The organism is Janthinobacterium sp. GW460-12-1-14-LB5, assembly GCF_059423585.1.
Genome location: NZ_JBWKYD010000009.1, coordinates 83211 through 101398, shown reverse-complemented (window position 1 = coordinate 101398; position 18188 = coordinate 83211). Strand labels below are relative to the sequence as shown.

Here is an 18188-nt window from a genome sequence, read left to right as displayed (position 1 = left end):
TGGAAAAAAAACACCCCGCAAGTGTCGCCACTTGCGGGGTGTTGTTATTTTTGGGCAGTGTTTACATCCCGCCCCACAGGGCACTCAACGTAGCCAGCGCCGTCAAGCCCGCCGTTTCCGTGCGCAGGATGCGCGGGCCCATCGCCAGGCCGATGGCGCCGGCGGCCATGGCCGCCTTTTCTTCCGCCTCCGAAAAGCCGCCTTCCGGGCCCACCATCACGGTGATCGCCTGCGGCGGCTGGTGGCGCGCCCAGTCGGCCAGCGACTGCTCCGCGCGCGGCGTCAAAATGATGCGCTTATGTAAATCTTGTTGCTTGCTCCAGCTATTGAACTCCTGCAGCGGCGCCAGCTGCGCCAGGCGGTTGCGGCCCGACTGTTCCGATGCGGAAACGATGATCGCTTGCCAATGCGCAAGTTTTTTCTCGGCCCGCTCGGCGGACAGGCGCACCACGCAGCGCTGCGCCGACAGCGGCACGATGCCGGCCGCGCCCAGTTCGATGGCTTTTTCGATGATCCAGTCCATCTTCGACGCTTCCGGCAGCGCCTGCGCCAGGGTCACGGCGTACGGCAGTTCCGCCTCGCGCGCCACGTGCGCCTGGATTTCAGCCGTCACGCTGCGCTTGGCGACCGCCACCAGGCTGGCCTGCACTTCGCCCCCTTCGCCATTGAACAGGGTGATGACGTCGCCCGGCGCCAGGCGCACGACCTGGATATGGTGGGCGACAGCCTCCGGCAGGGCAATGGTGGTGCCGGCAACGAGCGGCTGGGGACAGAAAAAACGCGGCATGCAAATCCTCAACGGGGGGTAAGTGGGGTGGAAAGACGTCAAAGTATAGCCATTTGGCGGGCCAGTACGCCGCAATTCTAATTTGCGGCCCCCCAGTCTGGTAAAATAGTTGACTACAGAAAGCAGCCGGCTTCCCTGTCCGCGCTGTTGCAAACGAATCCCAAACTCGCGACTGACCCACACCATCATGACAACTACGCTCCCGACTACCAAAATGGCCAATGCGATCCGCGCACTGGCAATGGACGCTGTACAAAAGGCCAACTCCGGCCATCCAGGCATGCCGATGGGCATGGCCGAGATCGCAGTTGCCCTGTGGAGTGGTCACTATCGCCACAATCCCGCGAATCCGAAATGGCAGAACCGCGACCGTTTCCTGTTGTCGAACGGCCATGGCTCGATGCTGCATTACGCGCTGCTGCACCTGACGGGCTACGACCTGTCGATGGATGACATCAAGGCCTTCCGCCAGATGCACTCGAAAACCCCGGGCCACCCGGAAGTCGATATCACGCCAGGCGTGGAAACGACCACCGGCCCGCTGGGCCAGGGCATCGCCAACGCCGTCGGCATGGCCCTGTCGGAGCAGTTGCTGGCCGCTGAATTCAACAAGCCTGGCCACGACATCGTCAACCACTACACCTACGCCTTCGTCGGCGATGGTTGCCTGATGGAAGGTATTTCGCACGAAGTGTGCGCACTGGCCGGCACCCTGGGCCTGAATAAACTGATCGCCCTGTACGACGACAACGGCATTTCCATCGACGGTAAGGTGGAAGGCTGGTTCACGGACGACACCCCGGCCCGCTTCGAAGCGTACGGCTGGAACGTCATCCGCGCCGTCGACGGCCACGATGTTGCCGCCGTGGCTGCCGCCATCGCCGCCGCCAAGACCGCCAGCAAGCCAACCTTGATCTGCTGCAAGACCATCATCGGCAAGGGTTCGCCGAACCTGCAAGGCGGCGACAAGGTCCACGGCGCCGCGCTGGGCGACAAGGAAATCGCCGCCGTGCGCGAATACATCGGCTGGGATGCCGCACCGTTCGAGATGCCGGCCGACGTGTACGCCGCCTGGGATGCGAAAGAGCAGGGCGCCCTGCTGGAAAAAGACTGGAACGAGCGTTTCGCCGCCTACGCCAAGGAATTCCCGCAGCAAGCCGCTGAACTGTCGCGCCGCATGCAGGGCGAACTGCCACAGGCATTCGAAGCGGCCCTGAGCGCCGCCATCGCTTCCTGCGTGGAAAAGAAAGAAAACATCGCTACCCGCAAGGCCAGCCAGAACGCCATCCAGGCACTGGCGTCGTCGCTGCCGGAATTCCTGGGCGGTTCGGCCGACCTGACCGGTTCGAACCTGACCAACTGGAAAGAGTGCGTGGCCGTGCGTTCGGGCCAGCCTGGCAACCACATCAACTACGGCGTGCGCGAATTCGGCATGAGCGCCATCATGAACGGCATCACCTTGCACGGCGGCTACATCCCGTTCGGCGCCACGTTCCTGACGTTCTCCGACTACAGCCGCAACGCGCTGCGCATGGCCGCCCTGATGAAACTGCGTTCGATCTTCGTGTTTACCCACGATTCGATCGGCCTGGGCGAAGACGGCCCAACGCACCAATCGGTCGAGCACGTCTCGTCGATGCGTCTGATCCCGAACCTGGACAACTGGCGTCCATGCGACACCGTCGAGTCGGCCGCTGCCTGGGGCGCCGCCGTGCGCCGCAAGGATGGCCCATCGACCCTGATCTTCTCGCGCCAGAACCTGCCGTACCAGGAGCGTAGCGCCGAACAGATCGAGAACATCTTCCGCGGCGGCTATGTGCTGAACGACGTGGCCGATGCCAAGGCAATCCTGATCGCTACCGGTTCCGAAGTGGAACTGGCCGTCGCCGCCGCCAGCGCGCTGGCATCGGAAGGCATCAATGTGCGCGTGGTGTCGATGCCGTCGACCGACGTGTACGACCGCCAGGACGCCGCCTACAAGGCCAGCGTGCTGACGAAGGGCGTGCCGCGCGTGGCCATCGAGGCGGGCGTGACCAGCTTCTGGTACAAATACGTGGGCCTGGAAGGCGCCGTGGTCGGTATCGACACGTTCGGCGAATCGGCGCCGGCTGGCGTGCTGTTCAAGCACTTCGGCTTCACGGTCGAGAACGTCGTAGCCAAGGTTAAAGCCGTTATCGCTGGCTAATATTGATTTTGAGCAGACCCTGGCAAGGTAATGCCGGGGTGCTGTGCTGATACCTTTTTTTTTAATCAGGAGCAGAGTATGACGATCAAAGTTGCAATCAACGGCTACGGCCGCATCGGCCGTAACGTGTTGCGCGCTTTCTACGAAGGCGGCAAGAAACAGGATATCCAGATCGTTGCCATCAACGACCTGGGCGATGCCAAATCGAACGCCCACCTGACCCGCTACGACACCGCGCACGGCAAGTTCCCGGGCACGGTTACGGTCGAAGGCGACAACATGATCGTCAATGGCGATCCGATCCGCGTATTCGCACAGCGCAACCCGGCTGAAATCCCATGGGGCGAGCTGGGCGTGGACGTCGTGCTGGAATGCACGGGCTTCTTCACCACCAAAGAGAAAGCTTCGGCTCACTTGAAGGGCGGCGCGAAAAAAGTCATCATCTCGGCACCAGGCGGCAAGGACGTCGATGCAACCGTCGTCTTCGGCGTGAACCACTCCGTGCTGAAATCGACCGACACCGTCATCTCGAACGCGTCGTGCACCACCAACTGCCTGGCACCGCTGGTCAAGCCATTGAACGACGCCATCGGCATCGAAACGGGCCTGATGACCACCGTGCACGCCTACACCAACGACCAGGTGCTGTCCGACGTGATGCATGAAGACCTGCGCCGCGCCCGTTCGGCCACCATGAGCATGATCCCGACCAAGACGGGCGCCGCTGCCGCCGTGGGCCTGGTGCTGCCTGAGCTGAATGGCAAGCTGGACGGCTTCGCCATCCGCGTGCCGACCATCAACGTGTCGCTGGTCGACCTGTCCTTCATCGCCAAGCGCGACACCACCGTGGAAGAAGTCAACGCGCTGATGAAAGCCGCGTCGGAAGGCGCCCTGGAAGGCATCCTGACGTACCAGACCGAGCCGCTGGTCTCGATCGACTTCAACCACAACCCGGCGTCGTCGAACTTCGATTCGACCCTGACCAAAGTGTCGGGCCGCCTGGTGAAAGTATCGTCGTGGTACGACAACGAGTGGGGTTTCTCGAACCGCATGCTGGACACCACCGTTGCACTGATGTCGGCCAAGTAATTGTTGACCGCATAAGAAAAAACGCCCAGGTAGTTGCCTGGGCGTTTTTTTTCGTCCGTATGATTAGAAACGGCGCCGGTAGAAGCGCCACAGCAGGCGCAAGTCGCGCAGCACGGGCGCGCCGGACAGCAGGGTCAGCACGCCGGCCAGGATGATGGTGGCGGCGGGAAAACCGATGTGCTTGAAGGCGAGGGCGCCGCTGACGCCGCCGATGAAGAAGCAGCCGATCAGCAGGCTGTGCGTTCTCAGCTTGCCCCGGTTGACTTTGACCACGCGGTCCGGCAATTGCCTGCGGTTGTAATACGCCATCTTGCCCAGTTCGATGCCGATGTCGGTGGACAGCCCCGTCACGTGGGTGGTGCGGATGACGGCGCCGGAAATCTTGGTGATGATGGCGTTTTGCAAGCCCATCACAAAGCACAGCAGCAAGATGGTGACGGGACCGAGCACGTCGGGCATGGCGGCCAGGTAATTGCCCGCCAGGCCGAACAGCAGCAGTAGCGCCGCTTCCAGCAGCAGGCTGGCGGCAAACTGGCTGTGCAGCCGGCGCCGCTTGCCCCAGTTCACCATGATGGCCGTCACGGCCGCGCCGCTGACGAAGGCCAGCCAGGCACCCAGCGCGGCCAGCGCCACCGTGATATTGCCCAGCGCCAGGTCGTCCGCCATGCCCGAGACGATGCCCGTCATGTGCGAGGTATAGCCGCCGATGGCGAGAAAACCGCCCGCGTTGACGGCGCCCGCCACCAGCGCCAGCACGCAGCCCAGCTGCAGGTTGGCTTGCGTATCGCGCGCCGATCCGCTCAGGCGGGACAGGTAATGGAGCGGCATGCGGGCGCGTTTTCCTCTTGCCGTGGCTTATTTATAGATGCCGGAACCGACGATCATATTGTCGACCCGTTCGATGTAGCCGGATTTTTGTTCGACCACCTTGGTCAGGGGATTGGGCCACTTGAAGTCCACCCAGCCGCGTCCGGCCGGCGTGCTGGCCGTGGTAATCAGCGACTTGATGACGGCCTTGCCTTCATTGTCCTTCAGGTCGATCAGGTTCTTGCCGACCATCTTGGGATTGTTGCCGTGCGCCAGGGTGACGCCATTCATGTCGTACACATAAATGTACAGGTCGCGGTCATGGAAGCTGGTGTTGGCGGGATCGGCAATGGCGGCAAAGGCCTTTTCCTTGCCGTCGGCCTTGATCATGGCCACGGCGCGCTTGGTCATGGCGATGGCTTCATCCGCGCTGCCTCTGGGGGCGGCCCATGCCGTTGCCGGCATGGCGCAGAGGATGAAACTGGCAACGAGGGCGTGGATGCCCGTTTTTACACTTGCCGTTTTTACACTTGTATTCATACGCTGTCTCCTGGTATGGGCAACCCCGGCGCGGCCTGTTGTACGGCACTACTGGGAAGTGGAGTTGCCTGTACGTATCATACGCCGGCGCCGGGCTTATGCAATCGTCGCGGGAAAGATCGTGTGCCACAGGCGCATGACGTTGTCCGCATGCACGCGCACCCGTTCCGGTTCCACCCGGGCCAGGTCTTGCCCCTGCAGGCGCAGCTGGTGCTGCAGCTTGCGCAGCGCGCGGTAGGCGTCGGCCACCAGGGCGGCCAGTTGCGCGTCGATCAGCCCCAGCTCGCCGCACAGGCGCAGCAGGGCGATATTGCCCGAATTGGCCGTCAGCTGCGGATATTGCGCCGCATGCTGGAGCACCAGGTATTGCACCATGAATTCGATGTCGATCATGCCGCCCGGATCTTGTTTCAGATCAAAGCTGCCGGGGCGGGACGGGTGGGCATCGAGCATTTTCTTGCGCATGGCCACCACTTCACCCTTGAGCGGGCCGTTTTCCGGCCTTTCCTTGCGCAAGATCGTGTCGCGGATGCGTTCGAAATGCTTGCCGATGCTGACGTCGCCCGCGCAAAAGCGCGCGCGCGTGAGCGCCTGGTGTTCCCACACCCAGGCCGCGCTGCCCTGGTAGCGCTCGAAGGCTTGCACGCTGGACACCAGCATGCCCGAGGCGCCGTCGGGGCGCAGGGCGATGTCGATGTCGAACAAAATGCCGGCCGAAGTGTGCGAGGTCATCCAGGTAATGAAACGTTGCGCCAGCTTGGCGTACAGGCCGGGCGCGTCCTGGTCGTCGTCGTCGAACAGGAAGATGACGTCGAGGTCGGAGACATAGCCCAGTTCCTTGCCGCCCAGCTTGCCATACGCGATGACGGCGAATTTCGGCACCTCGCGGTGGCGCGTGGGCAATGTTTGCCACACGGCTTGCACGGTGGCGGCGACGATGATGTCGGCCAGCTGCGACAGGTAGTCGGCCAGTTTTTCCACGCTCAGGTCGCCCGCCAGGTCTTGCGCCAGGCACTGGAACAGCTGCGCGTGGTGCATTTCGCGCAGGATATCCATCTGCCGCTCCGTGTCGCCGGGGGCGTCGTCGAGCTGGCGCTGCAGGTCGAGTGCCAGCGCGGCCGGGTCGGGCACCGTGTTGCGGATGCGTTCATCGAGCAGCTCGTCGAGCAGGATCGGGTGCTGCGTGAGGAAGGTGGCGGCCCAGCCGCTGGCGCACACCATGCGCACGACCCGTTCCAGCGTGTGTGGGTATTCCGTCAACAATGACAGATAGGCCGAGCGGCGCGCAATCGCTTCCAGGAAATCGAGCAGCCGGCCCAGGGTGGCCAGCTGGCTGGCATTGCCGTTGGACACGGAGCAATCGGTGATCAGGGGCAGGGCGGAATTGACGAGGGCGACCAGGCGCGTGCGGCTCGCCTCGGGCAGGGATTGCAAGCGCGGCGCCTGCCACGTGGCCAGCAAACGGCGCGCGCAGGCGGCCGGCTCATGGAAACCCAGGGCGGCGAAGCGCGCCTCGATGGCTTCCTGCTGGTCGGAAGCGGCGCAGTCGTTCGACGTTTGCGGGTCGATGCCCGTGTCGGCCGGCGGCGTGCCGCTGCTCTTGTCGCTGAACATTTCGTCGAATTGACCGGCGACAAACACGCGGTGCGCTTCCAGCTGGGCCAGCAGGGTGGGCGTGTCGGGCAAACCCATCATCTGCGCCACCACCAGGCGGTCGGCCTCGCTGGCGGGCAGGGTGTGGGTTTGCGCATCATCAAGATATTGCAGCCGGTGTTCGAGGTTGCGCAGGAAAGTGTATGAATTGAGCAACTGTTCCACGATGGCCGGTTCCAGCAAGCCCTTGTCCGCCACCGTGCGCAGGGTAGCGCGCGTGGAACGCTCGCGCAGCTCGGCGTCGCGCCCGCCCCGTATCAATTGAAACACTTGCGCGAGGAATTCGATTTCACGGATGCCGCCGCGGCCCAGCTTGACGTTGTTGCTGCGGTCGGGGTGCAGCCGCTCCTGGCGGTTGACCTCGGCGCGGATCTGGCCGTGCATGGTGCGGATGGCGTCGATGACGCCGAAATCGAGGTAGCGGCGGAAGACGAAAGGCCGCACGATGGCGTCGAGCGCGGCGATGTCCTCCGGCTTGCCCGTCACGGCGCGCGCCTTGACCCAGGCATAGCGCTCCCATTCGCGCCCTTGCACGATCAGGTATTGCTCCACCATGCCCAGGCTGGCGGCCAGCGGCCCCGAGTTGCCGTTCGGGCGCAAGGCCATGTCCACGCGGAAAGTAAAACCATCCTGCGTGATCTCGGCCAGGGCGGCGATCAGTTTCTTGCCCATGCGAATGAAAAACTCGTGGTTGGACAGGCTGCGCTGGCCCGGCAAGGTCGTTTGCGTGTCGCCGTCTTCCGGATACACAAAGATCAGGTCGATGTCCGACGAGACGTTGAGCTCGCCGCCGCCCTGCTTGCCCATCGCCAACACCATCAAGGCTTGTTCCTCGCCCGATTCCTCGCCCACGGGCATGCCGTGCAGGGCCACCATCTCCGCCATGATGGCGTCCACATGCGTGCGGATGGCGAAATCGGCAAAGCCCGTCATGGCCGTGACGACTTCGTTCAAGTCCGCCTGGCCGTCCAGATCGCGCGCGATCAGGCCGCAGACGAGCAGGTTGCGCAGGCGGCGCATGGCCCGCTCGGGCGGCAGCGGCGGCGTGGCGGCATTCGCCTGGGCGGCCAACTCGGCGGCAAAATCGAGCCCGTCCAGCGGCGCGCGCACCAGTTGCGCTACCTGCGCGGCGCGCTCGGGGGCGGCGTCCAGCCAGCGCTGGTAGAAACGGGAGGCGGAAATCAAAGGCTGTGTGCTCATGGTATCGGTAAGTGTCTCGTGGATGCTGCGTGCATGTTCTTGTTTAACTTGGCTGCGAACGGCGGGGGATGCGGTAAAATTGTGCCGCTGGCGCTAAGCCGCCGGCAGTGCGTGCTCTTCCGGACGATGGTAAGGGAGGCTTTGCTCTGACGCAAGCGCAAGGATGCAGGCGCGCACCACGAATGCAGACGATTTTTGCCATTATTTGACGCCGGGCCAGTTTATTAGCTTATTGATGCAAAAACCGCCAGAAGCAAGCGTGACAGAACATGTGCCACTGGCCCTGCGCTGGCAGCGGCTGCGTGCCGCCTATCGCATGGCCAACCTGGCCACCCACCATGTGCTGGGTTTTACCGTCAAACTGGTGCTGCTCGCGTATTTCGCCTTCGCCGTGCTGTTTTTGTTCCTGCGCTACGCGATCTTGCCGAATATCGATTATTACAAGGGCGATATCGAGCGGGCGGCCAGCCGCGCGCTGGGCAACCCCGTCAGCATCGCGCGCATTTATGCCTCCTGGCACGGCCTGCGGCCGAATCTCTTCCTCGGCGACGTGACCCTGCGCGACCAGGCGGGCCGCCAGGCGTTGAGCCTGCCGAGCATATCGGCCACCGTGTCGTGGTGGAGCGTGCTCGGCTCCGTGCGCTTCACGACCCTGGAAATCACGCGGCCCGACCTGGACGTGCGGCGCAGCCTGGATGGCAAGCTGTACGTGGCCGGGGTATTGATCGACAGCACGCAAGGCAGCGATGGCAAGGGCGCCGACTGGCTGCTGTCGCAGCATGACGTCATCATCCGCGACGGCAAGGTGCGCTGGACGGACGAAGCGCGCGGCACGCCGGAGCTGGCTTTGTCGCAGGTCAACTTGCTGCTGCGCAACCGCTGGCGCAGCCACCGCCTGGGCTTGCAGGCCACGCCGCCGGCCAGCCTGGCCGCGCCCATCGATGTGCGCGCTCACTTCACCCATCCCCCTTTCAGCACGCGCATCTCGGATGTATCGATGTGGAAGGGCGAGTTGTACGCGGACCTGAAAAACGCCGACCTGGCCGCCTGGCGCCGCTACCTCGATTATCCGTTCGAACTGAGCCAGGGCAAGGGCGCCCTGCGCGCCTGGCTGAGCCTGGATCACGCGCGCCTGGCCGGTTTCACGGCCGACGTGGGCTTGACGGACGTGCAGGCGCGGCTGGGCGAGCATATCGCCCCGCTCGACCTGCTGTCGGTGAGCGGGCGCATTTCCGCCAAAGAAGAGTTGTCGGCGCAGGTGCCGGACGGCAAACCCACCTTTGGCGCGAATGGCCATCAGGTGGAATTGACGAATTTCGCAGTAGAAACCCGCGATGGCCTCAGCCTGCCGCCCACGACCTTGTCCGAGCGCTTTATTGCCGCCACGAAGCGCAAGCCGGCGCGCACGGAAATCGCGGCCAAGTCGCTCGATTTGCAAACCCTGGCCGCGCTGGCCGACAAACTGCCGCTGGGCGAGCAGCAGCGCCAGCGCCTCGACGCCCTGGCGCCGCGCGGCCGCCTGCAGGATTTTTCCGCGCAATGGGAGGGCGACATGGCCGCGCCCGCCAGCTACCGCCTGCGCGGCAAGCTCATCGGCCTGGGCCTGAATGCGCAGCCGGCGCAACTGGCCGTGGCGAAGACGGCGAGCAGCCCCGCGCAGGCCGCCGCCCCCGCCATCCCCGGTTTCGACCATTTGAGCGGCAGCATCGACGCCAGCGACAAGGGCGGCAGCATTGCCATCGACGCGCAGGACCTGGTGCTGCAATTGCCCACGTACTTGAGCGAACCGGCCATGCCGTTCGAACAATTCGCCATGCAGGCGCGCTGGACCTTCGAAGCGGCCAATATGCTGCAGGTCGAACTGGACAAGCTCGACTTCAATCAGCAAGGCTTGCGCGTCGCCTTGCAAGGCACGCACCGCCTGCCGCTCGACGGCAAGAACCTGGGCCAGGTCGACTTGACGGGGTCGATCGACAATTTCCAGATCAACACCATCGGCCGCTATCTGCCGCTGCAAACGCCCGAGCACCTGCGCCACTGGCTGACGGGCGCGCTGGAAGGCGGCGTGGCGCGCGATGTCAGCCTGCGCCTGCGTGGCGAACTCGAGCATTTCCCCTTCAAGGCCGACACGCCCGCCCAGCGCAACCGGGGCGATTTCCGTATCGCCGGCAAGCTCGAGAACGGCACCCTGAATTATGCGCCCGGCGAATTTGCGGAAAGCGGGCCGCTGGCCGGCAAGGCGCCCCTGTGGCCGCAGGCGGAAAAGATCAAGGGCAGCTTCGTCTTCGAGCGGGCGCGCATGGAAATCCGCGGCGACACGGCCACCACGGGCGGCGTGGCCTTGACGAATGTCAAAGCCGTGATCCCCGACCTGACCGTGTTCGACACCTTGCTCGATATCGACGGCAACGCGGCCGGCCCGATGCAGGAATTCCTCAAGTATGTGACGGCCAGCCCCGTGCTGGGCTGGATCGAGCATTTCACGGATGAAACGACAGCGACGGGCAACGCCAAACTGGCCCTCAAATTGCACTTGCCGATCGAGCGCATGCTGGAAGCGACCGTGCAGGGCAGCCTGCAGCTGGCGGGAAACGACGTGGTGCTGTTCCACGACATGCCGCCCGTGCTGGGCACGCAGGGCAAGATCGAATTCAACGAAAAGGGCGTCAACCTGAATGGCTTGAACGGCAGCCTGCTGGGCGGGCCGCTGGCCATCTCGGGCGGCACGCAGGCCGACAATTCCATCCAGGTCAAGATTGCCGGCAACATGACCATCGACGGTTTGCGCAAGACGTATCCGGCGCCCGTGCTGCAGCGCCTGGCGAAACATTTGAATGGCGGCGCCCGCTACAGCGGCCTGATCACGGCGCGCGACCACCAGGTGGTCGTCAATGTGGAGTCGCCGCTGACGGGCCTGGGCCTGGATTTCCCCGCTCCCCTGAAAAAGCCGGCCGGCGACAGCCTGCCCGTGAAATTCACCCTGACGGGCAATGCGGCCAACGGGGCCGGCCTGCGCACGGACGAGATCCGCATCGCGCTGGGGTCCGGCATCGCCGCGCGCTACCAGCGCCAGAAACAGGGTAAGGACGCCTGGCGCCTGGTGCGCGGCGGCATCGGCGTGAACGTGCCGGCGCCGGAACCGGACAGCGGCATGATGCTCAATGTGAATTTGAAAACCCTGGACGTGGACAGCTGGATCGCCGCCGGCAGCGAGATCGCCGGCAGCGCCGCGGCCTCCGCCGAGGCCGATGGCGACGCTCCCGATATCGCGCAATACGTGGTGCCGGACATGATGGCGGCCCGTGCCAGCGAACTGATGCTGGGCGAGCGCAAGCTGGAAAACGTGGTGGTCGGCGCCACGCACCAAAAGGATGTATGGCAAGCCAATATTGATGCAAAACAAGTGTCAGGCTATGTGACGTGGCTGGAAACGCCGTCCGGCCTGGGCAAGATGACGGCGCGCCTGTCGTCGCTGATCATTCCGGAGTCGGCCGCCAACGATGTGAAGAATTTGCTGGAGGGAAAGAGCGGCGCCCAGTCGATCCCCTCGCTCGATATTGTTGCCGAGCAATTTGAACTGTTCAACAAGAAGATCGGCCGGCTGGAGTTGCAGGCCTATAACACCATGGCGGCGGGCGGGCGCGAGTGGCGCGTGGGCAAGCTGCAACTGTCGAACCCCGATGGCGCCCTGAGCGGCAATGGCAAATGGGTCATCAAGGATGGACTAAGCACGACCAGCCTGCGTTTCGGCCTCGATATCGTCGATGCGGGCAAGCTGCTCGACCGCTTCGGCTTTGCCGATACGGTGCGTCGCGGCAAGGGCCGACTGAGCGGCGACATCGCCTGGAACGGCTTGCCGTATTCGCTCGATATTCCCACCCTGTCGGGGCAGATCGAAATGAACGTGGAGTCGGGGCAGTTCCTCAAGCAGGATCCGGGCGCGGCCAAGCTGTTGGGCGTGCTCAGCCTGCAAGCCTTGCCCCGCTTGCTGAAACTCGATTTCCACGATGTGTTTTCCGAAGGCCTGGCCTTCGACGGCATCACGGCCAACGCCAGCATCAAGCGGGGCGTGGTGACCACCGACAACCTCAAGATGCACGGCGTGGCGGCCACGGTGCTGATGGATGGCACGGCCGATATTGCCAATGAAACGACGAATCTGCACGTGGTGGTGATCCCGGAATTTAACCTGGGCACGGGACCGCTCGTGTACGCGCTGGCCGTCAACCCCGTCATCGGCCTGGGCAGCTTCCTGGCGCAGCTGTTCCTGCGCGCCCCCGTGATGAAGGCGCTCACTTACCACATGCAGATCGCCGGCCCGTGGAAGGCGCCCGTCGTGACCAAGCTCGATGGTGGTAAATTGGAGCCTGTCGCCTTGCCTGCCGCCGCGGCGGCGGAGGCCGTGGCGAAATAAGCGAGGCGTTCGAATGGATAAGAGGTGGCAATGATGCATACAGTCGCAGCGGTACAAATGATTTCCTCGCCGTCCGTGGAAGACAACCTGGCCACGGCACGGCGCCTGGTGGCGCAAGCTGCGGCCGGTGGCGCGCAGCTGGTGGTGCTGCCCGAATACTGGGCCATCATGGGCAAGCAGGAAACGGACAAGCTGGCTCATGCGGAACAGCCCGGCCACGGGCCGATCCAGGATGGCATGGCGCAGATGGCGCGCCAGCACGGCATCTGGCTGATCGGCGGCACCTTGCCCCTGATTTCCGGCGAGGAGGGCAAGGTCTTGAACACCACGCTGGTGTACGACCCGCAAGGCGAGCCGGCCGGCCGCTACGACAAGATCCACCTGTTCGGCTTTACGCGCGGCGCCGAGTCGTACAACGAATCGCGCACCATCGTGCCCGGCGCGCAGGTGCGTGCCATCGAGACGCCGTTCGGCCGCGTCGGCCTGTCCATCTGCTATGACCTGCGCTTTCCCGAACTGTACCGCGCCATGGGCGATTGCGCATTGATCGTCGTGCCGGCCGCGTTTACCCACACGACGGGCAGCGCCCACTGGGAAGTGCTGCTGCGCGCGCGCGCCATCGAAAACCAGTGCTATGTGCTGGCCTCGGCGCAGGGCGGCCTGCATCCGAACGGCCGCCGCACCTGGGGCCACAGCATGCTGATCGATCCGTGGGGCGAAGTGAAGGCCGTGTTGCCCGAAGGCGAGGGCGTGGTCAGCGGCGAGATCGACCTGGTGTTTTTGGCCGGCGTGCGCGAGTCCTTGCCGGCGCTCGCCCACCGCACCATGTAAATTGAATGTTGAGAAAGAGTCATGATCCCATTTGAACCCAATCTGTCCAGCCTTGCTGTGGCGCGCGATATCCTGCTCACGCCGTTCGGCCTGGATGAAGACAAGCTGTTGAAAGCCCTGGGCACGATGTTTACGCACAAGGTCGATTACGCTGACCTGTACTTCCAGTCGACCAGGAGCGAAGGCTGGAGCCTGGAAGAGGGTATCGTCAAGACGGGCAGTTTTTCCATCGACCAGGGCGTGGGCGTGCGCGCCGTGTCCGGCGACAAGACGGCGTTTGCGTATTCCGACGACATTTCCGAGCGGGCCCTGCTGGAAGCGGCGGCGGCCACGCGCACCATCGCGCGCGCCGGTAGCGGCAAGATCAAGATCGCGGGCCGGACGCTGGCGCAGGGCGGGCGTTCCTTGTACCTGCCCAATGATCCGCTCGCTTCGCTCGATGCCACGGCCAAGGTGCAACTGCTGGAACGCGTGGAAAAGATGGCGCGCGCGAAAGACCCCCGGGTGGTGCAAGTGATGGCGGGCCTGGCCGGCGAATACGACGTGGTGCTGGTGCTGCGCAGCGACGGCGTGCTGGCGGCCGACATCCGTCCGCTGGTGCGCGTGTCAGTGACGGTCATCGCCGAGCAGAATGGCCGCCGCGAAACGGGCTCGGCCGGTGGCGGCGGGCGTTTCAGCTATGATTATTTCAGTGATGCCGTGCTGGAACAATACGCGACGGACGCCGTCAATTCTGCCCTGGTGAACCTGGAAGCGCGCCCGGCGCCCGCCGGCCCCATGACCATCGTGCTGGGCCCGGGCTGGCCCGGCATCCTGCTGCACGAAGCCATCGGCCATGGCCTGGAAGGCGATTTCAACCGCAAGGGCTCGTCCGCGTTTTCCGGGCGTATCGGCGAGCGCGTGGCGGCCAAGGGCGTCACCGTGGTCGATGACGGCACCCTGGCTGGCCGCCGCGGCTCGCTGAATATCGACGATGAGGGCAACCCCACGCAGTGCACGACCCTGATCGAGGATGGCATCCTGAAAGGTTACATCCAGGACACGATGAATGCGCGCCTGATGAAGATGCCCGTGACGGGCAATGCGCGCCGCGAATCGTTTGCCCACCTGCCCATGCCGCGCATGACGAATACGTATATGCTGGGCGGTGACAAGGACCCGGGCGAAATCCTTGCATCCGTCAAAAACGGCTTGTATGCCGTCAACTTCGGCGGCGGCCAGGTCGATATCACGAACGGCAAGTTCGTCTTCTCGGCCAGCGAGGCGTACATGATCGAAAACGGCAAACTCAGCTACCCCGTGAAGGGCGCGACCCTGATCGGCAACGGCCCGGACGTGCTCAACCGCGTTTCCATGATCGGCAACGACATGCGCCTGGACTCGGGCGTGGGCGTGTGCGGCAAGGAGGGGCAAAGCGTGCCCGTGGGCGTAGGGCAGCCGACCCTGCGCCTGGATGGCATCACGGTCGGCGGCACGGCCTAGGTACTTGAACGGGCGTTGCAGGCACCGGCGGTTCCTGCAACCCCCGACACGTCCGGCACGTTGATACAGATCAAAACTTGTATTTCACCCCCGCACTGATAAAGCGTCCCGCCGCGCCCGCATAATCGAGCGGGTTGTAGCCCGTGGCGCCATACGTCAGCGGATCGAGCGGGGCGATCTTGTCGAACAGGTTTTGCACCGTTGCAAACACTTCCAGCTTGGGCGTGGCCAGCCAGCGGGCCGTCAGGTCCACCGTGGTGAACGAGGCGATGCGGCAGCCGCGCGGCGCATCCGTGCCGTCGGCGAAGTGCGTGGCGCAGCCGTCCGGGTCATTCTTGAACAGTATGTTGTCGAGCGGCGCGCGGTAGTTGACGTTGGCGCTGACCCGCCAGTTCTGGCGTTCCCAGGTGGCGCCCAGATTGATGCGGTCGTCCGGCGTGCCCATGCAGTTGGACACGTCGCAATTACCATGCGTGCCGGCAAAATCGCGTTGCGTGCCGTCCTGTTCCGTGCGCAGCCATTTGTACAAATGCGTCCATTTCAGGTCGAACACCAGGTTGCCATAGTCGCTGCCCAGGTTGAAGCGCTGGCGGGCGTCGATATCGATGCCGCGCACCGTCGTTTGCGCGGAATTCACATAGTTGGCCAGCACGGCCGTAATGGCGCCCGGATCGCCGGCGATGCCGGTGGCCGTGGACGGGTCGCGCGCCACGCTGCCGGCGGCAATGGCCGCATCCGTCTGCTCCTGGTTGATTTCATTCTTGCGGCGGATTTGCCACAGGTCGACGGAAATGCTGGTACGCGGCAGCGGATCCCACACGGCACCCACGGAAAAGCTGCGCGAACGCTCGGGCGACAGATTCGGATTGGGCGAGGTGATGACGGCGATCGGCGCGGGATCGCAGGCCACTTCCACGCCCAGCGCGCAGCGCAGCGGATCGCTGGCCGTGGAGAATGCGGCCAGGCCGCCGACACCGTTTTCCGCCGCGCTGGGGGCGCGGAAACCCTTGGCGAAGGTGCCGCGCAAGGCCAGTTCGCGCACGGGCGTCCATTTCACGCCCACTTTCGGTGTGTAAGAGTTGCCCACGTCCGTGAAATGGTCGGCGCGCAGGGCGCCCGACAGTTCCACGGTCTTCAGCACGGGCGCCAGCACTTCCGCATAGATGGCGGAGGCATTGCGGCTGCCTTTGTAGGCGGAATAACCGAGGCCAATGATGTTGCCCCGTTCCGTGCCGGTGGTGGGCTTGAGTTCCGTTGATTCGTGGCGGAATTCCGCGCCCACGGCCACGCCCAGGCCGCCGCCGTCGAGCTTGGCCATTTCGCGGCTGGCCTTGAAGTCGATCTGCGCGATATGCGTCTTGGCATCGTTCGAGATGCGCGGCGACAGGGCCGCGTACAGTTCGGCCGAATTGAGGCCCGCGTTTTCCGCGATGCGCCACAGGCTGCCGGCCGGCAGGGCCGCATACGCGGGGTTCAGGCTGGCCGCCGCCACGTTGGCGGAAGTCGGATTGAGCAGGGCGAAGGCGACGTCGCGCTGCAGGTAGCCGTCCAGGTCGTTCGAGACCTTGTTTTGCGAGTACAGCAAGGCGCTGTCGATATCCCAGCCCGCCACCGTGCCCTTGATGCCGGCGACAAAGCGCGTGAAGGTGGATTGGACTTCCGACAGGCGCGGCCCCACGTCGGCCGCCAGGTAGCGCAGCCGCGCCGCCGTGCCGAAATACGGATTGTCGGGGTGGGCGGCACCGAGCGACACGCCCGCATTGCTGACGGGGCCGCCCGGGTAGCCGACCGAGCCGCTGACCGTCGAGGGCGTGGTGGCCGAGTGCGATTCGCTGTGATACAGGTTCAGTTCGGCATACGTTTGCAACGCTGGCGTCAGCTGCCAGGCGCCACGGCCGAAGAAGTTGATGTTCTTCTGTTTCGGCTGGATCTGGCCATATTGCTGTGCGGCATCGGTCAGGCAGCCGCCGCCCGGATCGCCCTGCGGATGCGTGGTGAAGTTGCCGCAGGCGGCGCCGGGGAAGGTGCGCGTAAAGTCCGCGCCGGCCAGGTTGCCGCGGTTGTAGTAGTCGAGCGTGTCGGGATTGCGCACATTGCCGTTGACGGCGCTGCCGGCTGCATTGTTGGTGGTGATGGCGCCCGCGCCGCTCAGCGATTCCTGCGCACTGAAACCCAGGTCGCGCAAGTCGCTGCGGCCGACGGCGCCCCGCCCGGCCCGGTCGCGGTTCCAGATGGCGGCCTTTTCGCTGTATTCGAGGTTCAGCAGCACGTTGTAGCGGTCTGTATCGATGTCGCCGAAGCCGTGCGTGATGGCGGCGCGCGCGTCGCGCCCGTCCCACTCCTTCGTCTTGCCGTAATTGCCCTTGATGGCCGTGCCCTGGTAGTCGCGCCGCAGGATCACGTTGACCACGCCGGCGATGGCGTCCGAACCGTAGATGGCCGAGGCGCCATCCTTGAGGATTTCCACCCGCTCCACCGCTTCCAGGGGAATGATGTTCAGGTCGGCGAACACTTTCTGGCCATCGTCGGCCAGGCCATACGGCGCCACCCTGCGGCCATTCAGCAGCACCAGGGTCGAGGCCGTGCCCAGGCCCCGCAGCGACACGCCGGAAGCGCCGGCGGCAAAGCCGTTGCCGAAGGTGGTGGGCACCGAGCCCTGGTTGTCGACGGCCAGGGTCTGCAGCAGTTCGGCCACGCTGGACTTGCCCGATTTTTCAATGTCGGCCGCGTTCAGGGTTTGTACGGCCGATGCCGTTTCCGCCTGGGCGCGGCGGATGTTCGAGCCGGTGATTTCCACGCGGGCAATGGGCGCGGCATCTTGTGCCAAAACGGGTAGACTCAGCAGTGCACTGGCCAGCGCCAGGCCCAGTCTGGGTGGTGAAAAGGCAGGGGATTGCAAGGATGGTGTAGGGATCATGCGGTTCTCCGGAAAGGTCAGGCAATCAAAGGTCGTCGATACGTCCTTGAGTTTTGTCCGTGCGGCGATGCCGGGACTAGATATGGATCAAGGAGTGTCCTGCTTGTCGTCGATAGAATGGCTGGCGTGGCGTGGTTGCCACGACGGGCACAGCGGTGGCGCCCGGTATGCAGCGTCACAGCGAGATTCACCGTGCGCAACTTTTTATGCTTTTTTGCGGCTTATGCAGTGTAAAACGGCAGCGGCATGCGGCTTTGCCGACAAATATGCTTGCCAACCCTTG

10 protein-coding genes are annotated in these 18188 nt (G+C 64.3%); 5 read left to right on the top strand and 5 right to left on the bottom strand.

The features are described from left to right. Positions 1-61: 61 nt before the first annotated feature. Positions 62-787: a 16S rRNA (uracil(1498)-N(3))-methyltransferase gene (locus AC07X6_RS11350; RefSeq protein WP_494791024.1), complete on the bottom strand. Its 726-nt coding sequence runs from the start codon at positions 785-787 to the stop codon at positions 62-64. Between the two features lie 187 nt (positions 788-974). Between AC07X6_RS11350 and tkt the strand changes: the two genes are divergently transcribed. Together tkt and gap are read left to right on the top strand one after the other, a co-directional pair. Next, positions 975-2972 (top strand): transketolase, encoded by a 1998-nt coding sequence (gene tkt / locus AC07X6_RS11345; RefSeq protein WP_494791023.1) that lies wholly within the window; start codon positions 975-977, stop codon positions 2970-2972. A gap of 78 nt (positions 2973-3050) precedes the next feature. Next, entirely contained in the window at positions 3051-4061 is a 1011-nt protein-coding gene (gap, locus tag AC07X6_RS11340; protein ID WP_010395244.1) for a type I glyceraldehyde-3-phosphate dehydrogenase, read from the top strand. A 63-nt stretch (positions 4062-4124) separates the two neighbouring features. Here gap and AC07X6_RS11335 read toward each other — a convergent pair whose 3' ends face one another. From AC07X6_RS11335 to glnE, 3 genes are all read right to left on the bottom strand, one after another. Continuing rightward, positions 4125-4889, bottom strand: coding sequence for a YoaK family protein (locus tag AC07X6_RS11335; protein WP_230538728.1), 765 nt, complete (start codon positions 4887-4889; stop codon positions 4125-4127). Positions 4890-4916: 27 nt separating this feature from the next. Beyond that, positions 4917-5408 (bottom strand): cache domain-containing protein, encoded by a 492-nt coding sequence (locus AC07X6_RS11330; RefSeq protein WP_494791022.1) that lies wholly within the window; start codon positions 5406-5408, stop codon positions 4917-4919. A gap of 96 nt (positions 5409-5504) precedes the next feature. Next, positions 5505-8261 (bottom strand): bifunctional [glutamate--ammonia ligase]-adenylyl-L-tyrosine phosphorylase/[glutamate--ammonia-ligase] adenylyltransferase, encoded by a 2757-nt coding sequence (glnE, locus tag AC07X6_RS11325; protein WP_494791021.1) that lies wholly within the window; start codon positions 8259-8261, stop codon positions 5505-5507. 259 nt (positions 8262-8520) lie between these two features. Here glnE and AC07X6_RS11320 point away from each other — a divergent pair, with 259 nt between their 5' ends. The 3 genes from AC07X6_RS11320 to tldD are packed head-to-tail and all read left to right on the top strand — an operon-like array spanning position 8521 to position 14988. Then, on the top strand, positions 8521-12675 hold the full coding sequence (locus AC07X6_RS11320; RefSeq protein WP_494791020.1) for a YhdP family protein: 4155 nt from the start codon (positions 8521-8523) through the stop codon (positions 12673-12675). 30 nt (positions 12676-12705) lie between these two features. Further along, a complete protein-coding gene (locus AC07X6_RS11315; protein WP_494791019.1) occupies positions 12706-13506 on the top strand; it encodes a carbon-nitrogen hydrolase family protein in 801 nt (266 codons plus the stop codon). A gap of 21 nt (positions 13507-13527) precedes the next feature. Further along, positions 13528-14988, top strand: coding sequence for a metalloprotease TldD (tldD, locus tag AC07X6_RS11310; protein WP_494791018.1), 1461 nt, complete (start codon positions 13528-13530; stop codon positions 14986-14988). Positions 14989-15058: 70 nt separating this feature from the next. Here tldD and AC07X6_RS11305 read toward each other — a convergent pair whose 3' ends face one another. Then, on the bottom strand, positions 15059-17905 hold the full coding sequence (locus tag AC07X6_RS11305) for a TonB-dependent receptor (RefSeq protein WP_494791017.1): 2847 nt from the start codon (positions 17903-17905) through the stop codon (positions 15059-15061). Between the last annotated feature and the right edge of the window lie 283 nt (positions 17906-18188).

Coding starts and splice junctions, on each gene's coding strand:
- AC07X6_RS11315 (WP_494791019.1), top strand. CDS start 12,706: ATGATGCATACAGTCGCAGCGGTACAAATGATTTCCTCGCCGTCCGTG.
- tkt (WP_494791023.1), top strand. CDS start 975: ATGACAACTACGCTCCCGACTACCAAAATGGCCAATGCGATCCGCGCA.
- tldD (WP_494791018.1), top strand. CDS start 13,528: ATGATCCCATTTGAACCCAATCTGTCCAGCCTTGCTGTGGCGCGCGAT.
- AC07X6_RS11335 (WP_230538728.1), bottom strand. CDS start 4,889: ATGCCGCTCCATTACCTGTCCCGCCTGAGCGGATCGGCGCGCGATACG.
- glnE (WP_494791021.1), bottom strand. CDS start 8,261: ATGAGCACACAGCCTTTGATTTCCGCCTCCCGTTTCTACCAGCGCTGG.
- AC07X6_RS11305 (WP_494791017.1), bottom strand. CDS start 17,905: ATGATCCCTACACCATCCTTGCAATCCCCTGCCTTTTCACCACCCAGA.
- AC07X6_RS11350 (WP_494791024.1), bottom strand. CDS start 787: ATGCCGCGTTTTTTCTGTCCCCAGCCGCTCGTTGCCGGCACCACCATT.
- gap (WP_010395244.1), top strand. CDS start 3,051: ATGACGATCAAAGTTGCAATCAACGGCTACGGCCGCATCGGCCGTAAC.
- AC07X6_RS11330 (WP_494791022.1), bottom strand. CDS start 5,408: ATGAATACAAGTGTAAAAACGGCAAGTGTAAAAACGGGCATCCACGCC.